The organism is Couchioplanes azureus, assembly GCF_014648355.1.
GTDB lineage: Bacteria > Actinomycetota > Actinomycetes > Mycobacteriales > Micromonosporaceae > Actinoplanes > Actinoplanes azureus.
Genome location: NZ_BMQY01000013.1, coordinates 162,534 through 174,295 on the forward strand (window position 1 = coordinate 162,534; position 11,762 = coordinate 174,295).

General features: G+C 73.8%; 5 protein-coding genes and 1 pseudogene. 4 read left to right on the forward strand and 2 right to left on the reverse strand.

Annotated features, from left to right (window positions below):
• The first annotated feature begins 12 nt into the window (after positions 1–12).
• The 4 genes from IEY99_RS31395 to IEY99_RS31410 all read left to right on the forward strand — a co-directional run bounded on the left by IEY99_RS31395 (position 13) and on the right by IEY99_RS31410 (position 8,042).
• Complete coding sequence (locus IEY99_RS31395) at positions 13–204, forward strand: ferredoxin (protein ID WP_189207721.1); 192 nt, start codon at positions 13–15, stop codon at positions 202–204.
• A 92-nt stretch (positions 205–296) separates the two neighbouring features.
• Positions 297–1,037: a thioesterase II family protein gene (locus IEY99_RS31400; RefSeq protein WP_189207742.1), complete on the forward strand. Its 741-nt coding sequence runs from the start codon at positions 297–299 to the stop codon at positions 1,035–1,037.
• Between the two features lie 41 nt (positions 1,038–1,078).
• A complete protein-coding gene (pabB, locus tag IEY99_RS31405) occupies positions 1,079–3,172 on the forward strand; it encodes an aminodeoxychorismate synthase component I (RefSeq protein WP_189207722.1) in 2,094 nt (697 codons plus the stop codon).
• A 19-nt stretch (positions 3,173–3,191) separates the two neighbouring features.
• A complete protein-coding gene (locus IEY99_RS31410; RefSeq protein ID WP_189207723.1) occupies positions 3,192–8,042 on the forward strand; it encodes a type I polyketide synthase in 4,851 nt (1,616 codons plus the stop codon).
• Between the two features lie 106 nt (positions 8,043–8,148).
• Here IEY99_RS31410 and IEY99_RS34710 read toward each other — a convergent pair.
• Positions 8,149–8,955: pseudogene (locus tag IEY99_RS34710) on the reverse strand (N5-glutamine methyltransferase family protein); the annotation flags it as partial.
• 20 nt (positions 8,956–8,975) lie between these two features.
• Positions 8,976–11,762, reverse strand: a 2,787-nt coding sequence (locus tag IEY99_RS31415; RefSeq protein WP_189207724.1) for a type I polyketide synthase, incomplete at its 5' end; no start/stop codon positions are given.

The following is an 11,762-nucleotide window of genomic DNA, read 5'->3' on the forward strand; positions in this document are numbered from 1 at the left end:
GGAAGGATCCCCATGCGTATCACGGTGTCCACCGAGACCTGCGTCGGGGCGGGACAGTGCGTGCTGTCCGCGCCGGACGTGTTCGACCAGGACGACGACGGCGTCGTCGAGGTGCTGGCCGCCGAGCCGGACGCGCAGCAGGCCGAGGCGGTGAGCCTGGCCGAGCAGTTGTGCCCGTCGGGCGCGATCACCGTGCAGGTCTAGCAATTTCTCGGGTTCGCCCCTGATGGGATGACCGCCATCCCCGTACGAAGGAGCTCAGCGTGACGATCGCCGACGACGCCACCACACCCTGGATGCGGCGCTACCATCCGGGCCCGAACCGGCCGGTGCGGCTCGTCTGCTTTCCGCACGCGGGCGGCTCGGCCAGCTTCTACCACCCGGTGTCGGCCGCGCACGCCGCCACCGCGGACGTCGTCTGCCTGCAGTACCCGGGACGCCAGGATCGGCGCCGGGAGCCGCTGCACACCAGCATCGCCTCGCTGGCCGACGCCATCACCGCCCAGCTGCGCACGCTCACCGCCCGGCCGACGGTCTTCTTCGGGCACAGCATGGGCGCGGTCCTGGCGTACGAGACCGCTCTGCGCCTCGAACGTGACGACGCCGGACCCCGCACGGTGATCGCCTCCGGGCGGCGAGGGCCGTCCACGCTGCGCACCGAGACCGTGCACGAGCGCGACGACGACGGGGTCATCACCGAGTTGAAGCGCCTCAACGGCACCAACCCCGGCCTGCTGGGCGACGACGAGATCCTGCGCATGGCGCTGCCCGCGATCCGGGCCGACTACGAGGCCATCGAGTCCTACCGCGGCAGCGCGGATGCCCGGTTGCGCGCCGGCATCACCGTCCTGACCGGGTACGCGGACCCGCTCACCACCGCCGACGAGGCCGCCGCGTGGCAGCAGCACACCACCGGCGCGTTCCGGCTCACCGGCTTCCCCGGCGGCCACTTCTTCCTTGCCGACCAGCAGCGTGCCGTGAACGCCGAGATCGCCCGGGACCTGGCGGCCGCTCACCGGGTCGTGGCCGTCCGATAACTCGCCCCTGCCGCCGGTAGGACCAGGACAAGGAGCCGCGCATGCGCACACTGCTGGTCGACAACTACGACTCGTTCACCTACAACCTGTTCCACTACCTTGCCGAGGTGAGCGGGTGCGAGCCCGTGGTCATCCGCAATGACGACCCGGACTGGCGCACGGAGCGCCTCGCCGAGTTCGACAACGTGGTGCTCTCCCCCGGGCCGGGCACCCCGCACCGGCCGGCGGACTTCGGCCTGTGCGCGGCGATCGCTGCGCAGGGCCGGCTGCCGGTGCTCGGCGTCTGCCTCGGTCACCAGGGCATCGCCCTGGCGCACGGCGCCCAGGTGGGCCCGGCCGCGGAACCGCGGCACGGCCGCACCTCGCTGGTCCGGCACGACGGCACCGAGCTGTTCGAGGGACTCCCGTCGCCGCTGGAGGTGGTCCGCTACCACTCGCTCGCCGTCTCCGCGCTCACCGGTGAGCTGGAGGCGACCGCATGGAGCGAGGACGGCGTCGTGATGGCGCTGCGGCACCGGTCCCTGCCGCTGTGGGGGGTGCAGTTCCACCCCGAGTCGATCGGCACCGTCGGCGGGCGCCGGCTACTGGCCAACTTCGGCCGGCTGACCGAGCGGCACCGGCCGGCCCGGCCGACCATCGAGGTGTCCGCCCCCGCGCCCGCCGCGGCGCGGTCGCCGGAGCGGACCCGGCGGCTCGAGGTGCTGGTCGAGGCGATGGACACGCGCTGGGACGCCGAGGTCGCGTTCGATGCCCTGATCCGCGGCGGCGACCACCCGTACTGGCTGGACAGCAGCCGGACCGGCGGGCCCGGCGAGATTTCGATCATGGGCAACGCGGCCGGCCCGCTGGCCCGGATCGCCACCGCGGACGTGACCGCCGGGACCGTCACGGTCACCGCCGGTGACCATGTCGAGGTGCTGTCCGGGGAGTTCCTCGACTGGCTCGACGCGGACCTGCGGTCGCTGGAGACCAGGGTGCCGTTCCTGCCGTTCGAGTTCGCCCTCGGCTGGGTCGGCGCGCTCGGCTACGAGCTGAAGGCCGCCTGCGACGGCGACGACGCGCACCCCTCGCCCGAGCCGGACGCGGTGATGATCTTCACCGATCGCGCCATCGTCCTGGACCACCGCACGCGGTCCACGTACCTGCTGGCCCTGGCCGAGGACGGGGACGACGCACAGGCCCGGTCCTGGCTGGCCGACATTACCGCGGCGCTCGGGGCACTGACCGGCCGCGAGCCGGCCCCCTGCACCTCCCCGCCTCCGTCCCGTACGTCGCCGCTGCGGCCGCGGCACGACCGGGCGGGGTATCTGGCCCTGATCGCCGAGTGCCAGGAGGAGATCCGCCGCGGGGAGACGTACGAGGTCTGCCTGACCAACATGCTCGAGGCGGACACCGACATCGATCCCTGGCAGGCCTACCGTTTCCTGCGCCGGTTCAGCCCCGCGCCGTTCGCGGCGTTCCTCGGCTTCGGCGACATGTCCGTACTGAGCACCTCGCCGGAGCGGTTCCTGCAGATCGACCGGCACGGCGACATGGAGTCCAAGCCGATCAAAGGCACCCGGCCGCGCGGAAGCACCGCGGAGGAGGACGCCCTCCTCGTCGAGGATCTCACCTCGAACGAGAAGGACCGCGCCGAGAATCTGATGATCGTCGATCTGGTCCGGCACGATCTGGGCCGCTGCGCCACCGTCGGCTCGGTGCGCGCCGACAAGGTGTTCGACGTCGAGACGTACGCCACGGTCCACCAACTGGTCAGCACCGTCCGAGCCCAGCTCGCCGCGGACCGCAGTCCGGTCACCGGCGTCCGCTGCGCCTTCCCCGGCGGCTCGATGACCGGCGCCCCGAAGATCCGCACCATGCAGATCGTCGACCGCCTCGAGGCCGGGCCGCGGGGCATCTACTCCGGCGCCATCGGCTACTTCTCGCTGACCGGCGCCGTCGACCTCAGCATCGTGATCCGCACCGTGGTCCTGCACAACGGCCGTCTCCGGTACGGCGTCGGCGGCGCGATCATCGCGCTGTCCGACCCGGCGGCGGAGTACGAGGAGACCGCCGTCAAGGCGCGCCCCCTGCTCACCCTCCTCGGTGCGGAGTTCCCCGAACGCGAGTCCGCGCCGCTGTTCGCCCAAGCCTGACCCCTCGAGAGGCACTGCCATGGCGATCACCGCCGCGGACTATCAGCTCTTCCCGGCCGAGGACCTTCGCCACCACCTGGGCGGGCACACGCTGGTGTCCGTGTTCGCGGCGGCCGTGCAAGCGGATCCGCAGGCCGTCGCGATCGTCCACGGCGACCGGTCGTCCACGTGGAAACAGTGGCGCGACGAGGTGGACGCGGTCGCCCGGGGACTGCAGGAGACGGGAGTCCGACCCGGTGACGTGGTCGCCGTGCAGATGCCGAACAGCGTCGAGTACGAGACGACCCATCTCGCCATCGCACAGGTCGGCGCCGTGATGATGCCGATCCACCTGGGCAGCGGCCCCGGTGACGTGCTCGCACTGCTGCGCCGGGTCGCCCCGGTCGCGTTCGTGCACGCCGGCGGCGGCCGGGAGGCGGAGTTGCGCCAGGCCGTACCGTCGTTGCGCACGGTGATCGGCCTCGAAGCGTGGCGCGCGATGGCGGCCCGCTGGCAGGGACACCGGCCGGCGCCGGTCGCGGTGCTGCCCGACATGCCGGCGCTGCTGCTGCCGTCCTCCGGCACCACGTCGCAGCGGCCCAAGATCTGCCTGCACGACCATCAGGGCTTGTTGTCCAACGTCGCTCCGGTGACGCGGGAGGCGATCGACTCGTTCGCCCCGGGAATCGTCACCGCCTGTCCCCTGACGCACCTGTTCGGTCTGCAGTCGATGTACCAGGCGCTGATCGCGCGCTGCCGGCAGACCATCCTCGACGGTTGGGATCCGGACCGGTTCCTCGCCCTCGGCCGGCAGGCCCAGCCCGGCGTGGTGTTCCTGGTGCCCACCCAGATCTACGACGTGGTGGCCCGGGTCGCGCAGCTGGCGGAGCCGGTCGGCTTCGCTCCCCGGGAGGTGCGCACCGCGGGCGCGGTACTGCCGGCGGCCGCGGTCGCCGACCTGCGGACCGCGCTGGACACCAGCGTGGTCGTCGTCTGGGGCATGTCCGAACTGGGCACGGGCACCCGCACCCACCGCGACGACGACCCGATGGTCGCGGCCCGCACCATCGGCCGGCCCGGACCGGGATCGCAGCTGCGCGTACGGGACTCCGACGGCAACCCGGCCGGCGTGGGCGTGCCGGGCGAGCTGCAGTACCGCGGAGCCAACCTGTTCCGCGGCTACTACGGCGAACCGGAGCTGACCGCCGCCGCGCTCACCGGCGACGGCTGGCTGCGTACCGGCGACATGGCCGCGGTCGATGCCGACGGCCGGATCGTCTTCCACGGCCGGTCCGCCGAGATCATCAACGTCGGCGGCCGCAAGGTCAACGTGGTCGAGGTGCAGGGGCTGCTGGCCGACCTGCCCGGCATCGGCCCGCAGGCCGTCGTGGCCCAGGCCGACCCGAGGCTCGGCGAGGTCCCCTGCCTGGTCGTGACCGAGGCGGTACGCGGGCGCATCGACCTGGCACTGGTCACCGCGTTCCTGCGGGAACAGGGCCTGGCCGACTACAAGATCCCGCTGGACCTGGTCTTCCTGCCGGACCTGCCGCGCACCGCGGCCGGCAAGCTGCACCGGCGCGCGCTGGAGGACCTGCTGCGCGAGCGCGCGCGGATGCCGGCCACCTTCGCCGGAACGCTGGAGCAGGCACTCGAGCTGGTCGGCGCCTGCGTCGCCCAGGTCGGCGACGGTGTCGGCATCGGCGCGGACCACAGCTTCCGCAGTGCCGGCCTGGATTCCATCCGCACCATCCGGCTGCGCAACGCCATCGCCGAGGCCACCGGCCTGAGCTTGCCCACGACCGTCGCCTTCGACCATCCCACGCCGATGGCGCTCGCCCGGCACCTGATCGGGCTGGACGACGAGGCGGACGCCGGGCAGGCGCGGACGGGGGATCCGGACGAGCCGATCGCGATCATCGGCATGGCCTGCCGGCTGCCCGGGGGCGTCGGGTCGCCGGAGGACCTGTGGAATCTGGTCGGCGGCGACGTGGACGCCCTCGGCAGCTTTCCCGAGGACCGGGGCTGGGACCTGGAAACCCTGTTCCACGACGACCCGGACCATGCCGGCACCACGTACGCCCGGCAGGGTGGCTTCCTGCACGACGCGGCCGCCTTCGACGCCGGCTTCTTCGGCTTCTCCGCGCGCGAGGCGCTGGCCACCGACCCGCAGCACCGGCTCATGCTGGAAACGGCGTGGGAGGCGTTCGAGCGGGCCGGGATCGACCCGGAGAGCGTCCGCGGGTCGCGCACCGGAGTCTTCACCGGCGCGATGTACCACGACTACGCGACCGGGGCGGCGGGCGAACTGGAGGGCCTGCTCGCCGTCGGACGGGCGGGCAGCGCCATGTCCGGGCGGATCGCCTACCAGTTCGGCCTGCACGGCCCGGCCATGACGGTCGACACCGCCTGCTCGTCGTCGCTGGTCGCGCTGCATCTGGCCTGCCAGTCGCTGCGCTCGGGCGAGTCGTCCCTGGCGCTGGCCGGCGGTGCCGCAGTGATGGCCACCCCGGAGTCCTTCATCGAGTTCTCCCGGCTCCGCGGCCTGTCCCCGGACGGACGGTGCAGGTCGTTCGGCGACGGCGCCGACGGCGCGGCCTGGGCGGAGGGTGCCGGCCTGCTGCTGCTCGAACGCCTCGGCGACGCCCGGCGGCACGGGCATCCGGTGCTGGCGGTGGTGCGCGGCTCCGCGGTGAACTCCGACGGCGCGTCCCACGGCCTGACCGCGCCGAACGGCCCGTCCCAACAGCGGGTCATCCGGCAGGCCCTCGCCAACGCCGGGCTGACCACCACCGACGTGGACCTGGTGGAGGCGCACGGCACCGGCACCGCGCTGGGCGATCCGATCGAGGCGCAGGCGATCCTGGCCACGTACGGCGCGGACCGCCCGGCCGATCGCCCGCTCTGGCTCGGCTCGGTGAAGTCCCATCTCGGCCATACCCAGGCTGCCGCCGGTGTGGCCGGGGTGATCAAGGCGGTCCTCGCCCTGCGGCACGGTGTGCTGCCCCGCACCCTGCACGCGGACGTGCCCTCCACGAAGGTCGACTGGTCGCGCGGAGCGGTACGGCTGCTCACCGAGGCACGACCCTGGCCTGCCGGCCGCCGGCGGGCAGCCGTGTCGTCGTTCGGGATCAGCGGCACCAACGCCCACGTCGTCCTGGAGGATGTGCCCGCGGTGGCCGCGCCCGGGACGGCCGGGACCGGGGCCGCGCCGTGGCTGCTCACCGCACGCAGCGAAGCCGCCCTGCGCGCCCAGGCCCGGCGCCTCGCCGATCACCTGGCACGCGCCAGCGCCGCACCCGCCGATGTGGCGTATGCGCTGGCAACCAGCCGCACGGCGCACGAATATCAGACCGTGGTCACCGCGGTGGACCAGCTGCACGCGCTCGCGGACGGCGTCGGCGGCCCGCAGGTCACCCGACGCGAGGGCGCCCACGGCAGGCTCGCCATGGTCTTCTCCGGACAGGGCAGTCAACGCGCCGGCATGGGCCGCCTGCTCGCCGCCCGCTTCCCGGTCTTCGCCGCCGCCTTCGACGAGGCCCGCGGACACCTGGGCGAGATCGACCTCGACGATCTCGATCGCACCGGTAACGCGCAGCCGGCCATCTTCGCCTTCGAGGTGGCGCAGTTCCGCCTCCTCGAGTCGTGGGGGGTGCGACCGGACGCGGTCGCCGGGCACTCGATCGGTGCCCTCGCCGCGGCACACGTCGCCGGGGTGCTGTCGCTGGCCGACGCGTGCACGCTGGTCGCCGTCCGGGCCCGGCTGATGCAGGCGCTGCCGAGAGGCGGTGCCATGATCGCGGTGCAGGCCGCCGAGTCGGACATCCCGCACACGGCCGGGGTGTCGATCGCGGCGGTCAACGGACCACATGCCGTGGTCCTGTCCGGCGAGGCGGGCGCCGTCGCGTCGGTGGCGGCCGGTTTCGCGCGGACCAAGCGGCTGACCGTGAGCCACGCGTTCCATTCGGCGCTGATGGAGCCGATGCTCGACGAGTTCCGCACGGCCATCGCGGGGCTCACCTACCGCCCGCCGGCGCTGACGCTGATCTCCGACAGCACCGGCGAACCGATCACCGAGACGGACGCGGAGTACTGGGTGCGGCACGTGCGCGACACGGTCCGCTTCGCCGACGTGGTCACCGAACTCCGGGCACAGCGGGTCACCACCTTTCTCGAAGTGGGGCCGGACGCGGTGCTCACACCCGGGATCGACGGCACTGTCGTCGCCGCCGGCCGCCGGGACCGCGAGGAGGACGTCGCGCTGCTGGAGGCGGTGACCCGCCTGCACGGCCTCGGCGTACGGGTGGACTGGGCGGCGGTGCTGCCCGGCGCCCGGGCCGTGCCGCTGCCGACGTACGCATTCCAGCATCGACGGTACTGGGTGTCCGCCGCCCGGCCGGCTCCGCTGGGCATCCCCGAGCCGGCCGAGGTGACCGCGCCACCGCTCCTCGCCCGCCTGGCCGGTCTGGGCGAGACCGAGCAGGACGACGTGGTGCTCGGCATCGTCTCGACGGAGCTCGCGGCGGTGCTCGGCGACGGCGCCCGCGCCGTGATCGACCCGGCGCGGCCGCTCACCGAGCTGGGCATCACCTCGGTCAACGCGATCGAGCTGCGGAACCGGCTGATGGCGCGGACCGGGGTGACGATGCCGGCAACCCTGGTCTTCGACCACCCCACGCCGTACGCGGTGACGCGGCTGATCCGCACGTGTCTGACCCCGCCGGTGGCCGAGAGCTCGGTGAGCGAGCTGATCACCCGTCTGGAGCGCAGCGTGGCCGGCGGGGCCACGCTGGACGCCGCAGCGGCCGGGCGGTTGCGGACCCTGGCCGGCGGACGCCTGGATCTGCACTCGGCGAGCGACGACGAACTGTTCCGCCTGCTGGACGACGCCTGACGTCGCCGGGCGGCCGCGATCGCAGACGGCCGCCGCCGGCGAACGGGCCGGCTCGTGACCAGGCGCGGGTGGCGACCAGGTAGAGCGGATAGCCGAACTGGTCGGCGTGCAGCCCGAGGTCCGCGAAGCGGTCGTCCGCGGCGAACAGCGCCGGCATCGTCTCGCCGTGCAGGTGACCGTGTTCGAGGACGAGCAGGCCGCCGGGGCGCAGCAGCCGGGCGGCGGTCTCGATGACGCCACGGATCACCCGCAGGCCGTCGGCACCGGCGAAGATGGCGATCGACGGCTGGTGCACCCCGAACTCGGGCGGCAGCGGCGTGCGCTCCGGTACGAACGGCGGGTTGGACACCACCACGTCCACCGAGCCGGCCAGCTCGGCCAGCACGCCGGGGCTGGTGACATCGCCGCGGTGCAGGTTGATGCCGGTGTCGCCGGCGGCCACCCGGTCGGCGGCGTTGCGCTCGGCGAAGCCGTACGCCTGCTCGTCGATCTCCACCGCGTGCACCTCGGCGTCGGGGCGGCGGTGGGCGATCGCCAGGGCGTGCGCTCCGGCGCCCGTACACAGGTCGACGACCACGGGTGCGGTGCTGCCGGCGAGGTGGGCCACGGCGGGCTCGACGACGTCGCCGAAGTCCCGCCGGGGGACGAAGACTCCCGCACCGACGCGCAGCTCCAGCCCGGCGAACGGGGCCACGCCGGTCAGGTACGCCATCGGCACCCCGGAGACCCGGGCGCCGGTGAGGCGGCGGAACTCGTCGGCGGTCTTCTCGTCCGGCTCGCCGTCGCGGTCGATGTCGGCGACGGCGATGCCGGCCGCGAGCGCGTACAGCTCTTCGGCGTCGCGGTGCGGGGTGGGGCTCAGGCCCTCCGCTATCGGACCGACCGCCGAGTCGATCAGTGCTCCGATGGTCATGGCGTACTCCTCGCAGAGCGTCAGGATAGTCCCAGTTCGTTGTCGAGCAGGGCGAAGACGTCGTCGTCGGAGGCACTGTCGAAGTCGAACGCCTGTTCCGCGCCGGAGCCGGCGCGCAGGGCGTTCCACTTCGTCCGCAGGACCTCGAACCGTCCGGCGATCTGCTCGTGCAGTCCGGCGGTCGGATCGATCTCGCCGATGGTGCGCTCCATGCGTTCCAGCTCGGCCAGCAGCGCCTGCCCTGCCGACACCGGCGCCGGGGCCACCTGCGCGTGCAGGTGGGCCACCAGCTCGTCCGGCGTCGGGTGGTCGAACAGCAGGGTCGCGGGCAGCCGTACGCCGGTGAGCGCGGTGAGCCGGTTGCGCAGCTCCACCGAGGTGAGCGAGTCGAATCCGAGGTCCTGGAACGCCCGGTCGGCCGCGATCCGCTCCCCCTCGGTGTGCTCGAGCACCGCGGCCACCTGCTCCCGCACCAGCTCCAGCAGGGTGTCCCGCTGTTCCGGCACGGACTGTCCGGTGAGCCGGCGGACCAGATCGGCACCGCCGTCGCCGGCTGCGGCGGACCGCCGCACGGGTGTGCGGACCAGCCCGCCGAGAACCTCCGGTACGTGGCCGCGGGCCCGCAGGGCGGCCGGGTCGAGCCGTACCGGTGCCACCACGGCGGCCCCTGTGGTCAGCGCCGCGTCGAACAGTTCGAGACCCTGCTCGACGGCGAGCGGCGGCATGCCGCCGCGGGCCATCCGCACCATGTCCTCGTCGCTGAGCGTCCCCGTCATCCCGCCGGTACGGACCCACGGTCCCCAGGCGAGGGACGTGGCCGGCAGCCCGTTCGCCACACGGTCGGCGGCGAGCGCGTCGAGGAACGCGTTGGCTGCGGCATAGCTGGCCTGACCCGGGTTGCCGAGCAGGCCGGCCATCGACGAGAACAGCACGAAGGCGTCGAGGTTCTTCGTGGCCCGGTGCAGGTTCCAGGCGGCGTCCACCTTGGGACGCAGCACCGCATCGAGGCGATCGGTGCTGAGCGAGCCGAGGACGCCGTCGTCCAGGACGCCCGCGCAGTGGATCACGACTCGGAGGTCCGGCAGACCGGCGACGAGCTCGTCGACGGCGAGCCGGTCGGTCACGTCGCAGGCCACCACGCGGCCGGGCAGCTCCGCCGCGCCCGGCGTCTGCGGGCCCCGGCGACTCACCAGGACCAGATCGGTGACACCACGATCGGCCAGGTGGCGGGCGACGACCGCGCCGAGGCCGCCGGTGCCGCCGGTGATCAGGACGGTGCCGGTCCACCGCGCCGGCTCCGGGCCCGCCGCGGTCCGGGTCAGTCGTGGTGCATACGCACCGTCGGCGGCCAGGATCAGATGCGGTTCGGCGGACGCCAGCGCCGCCGCCGTGAGCTCCCCGCCGTCCAGCTCGATCAGGGCCAGCCGGTCCGGGTTCTCCGCCTGGGCACTGCGGACCAGACCGCGTACCGCCGCACCGGCCAGGTCGCCGGCGCGGGTGACCAGGACCAGCCGGGTCGCCGCGAAGCGGTCGTCGCTCAACCAGGCCTGCAGCAAGGCCAGGACTCGGGCGGTCTCGGCATGCACGGCGGCCGCGGCGTCCGTGTCCGGCGCGGCGGTGACCGGGGTCAGCACCACGTCGGTGAGCTCGGAGAGGGCCAGCGCGTCCAGGTCCGCGTACGCCTTGGCCTGCAGTCCCGTGACCGCCACCCAGTCCGCGCCGAGCACGGCGACGGAGGCGGGCCCGGCGTCCGGCAACGGCGCGGCGACCCGGGCCACCGTGTAGAGGTCGCGAGCACCCAGGGCGCTGGCGTCCAGCGGCCGGGTGACCAGCGAGGCGACGCCGGCCACCGGAGCTCCGGAGGGGTCCACGACGGCCAGGGCGATGCCGTCACCGGTACGGCGCAGCCGGACCCGCACCGCCGTGGCGCCCTGGGCGTGCAAGGTGACGCCCTGCCAGGCGAAGGGGACGCCGGCCGGGCCTTCGCCGCCGGCCGCCACGACGGCGTGCAGGCAGGCGTCGAACAGGGCCGGGTGCAGCCCGTAGCGGTCCGCGCCGGCGCCCTCGGGGAGGGCCACGTCGGCGTACAGGTCGTCGCCGTCGGACCAGGCCGCGCGCAGGCCCTGGAAGAGCGGCCCGTACGCGAACCCGGCGTCGGCCATCCGCTCGTACGCCGCGGTCAGGTCGATCTGCTCGCCGGAGACGGTGAAGGTCTCCGCCGGGCCCGCCGCACCGAGCACACCGGCCGCGTGCTCGACCCAGCCGCCGTCCGGCTCGGTCTCCGGCCGGGAGTGCACCGCGACCGGCCGCCGGCCGGTGTCGTCCGCGGCGCCGACGCTGACCCGCACCTGGAGGGCTCCGCGCTCGGGCAGCACCATGGGTGCGGCCAGCGTGAGATCCTCGATGCCGGGCGTGCCGGCCCGGGCGCCGGCGTGCAGGGCCAGCTCGACCAGGGCCGTGCCCGGCACGAGCACGCTGCCGAACACCTCGTGGTCGGTGATCCATGGGTGTGCCTGCGCGGAGATCCGGCCGGTGAACACGTACCCGTCGGAGGTGACCAGGTCGAGGGCGGCGCCGAGCAGCGGATGCCCGCCATCGCTCAGACCGGCCCGGCGTACGTCGCCCTCGGGCCTCGCGGAGCCCTGCGGCCAGAACCGCCGGTGCTGGAAGGCGTACGTGGGCAGGTCCACCCGGCGACCGTCGCCGATCACCGCGGGCCAGTCGACACGCAGGCCGGTGGTCCAGGCCCGCCCTACGGCGGTGAGCAGGGTGGTGACCTCGTCACGATCCCGGCGCATCGTCGCCAC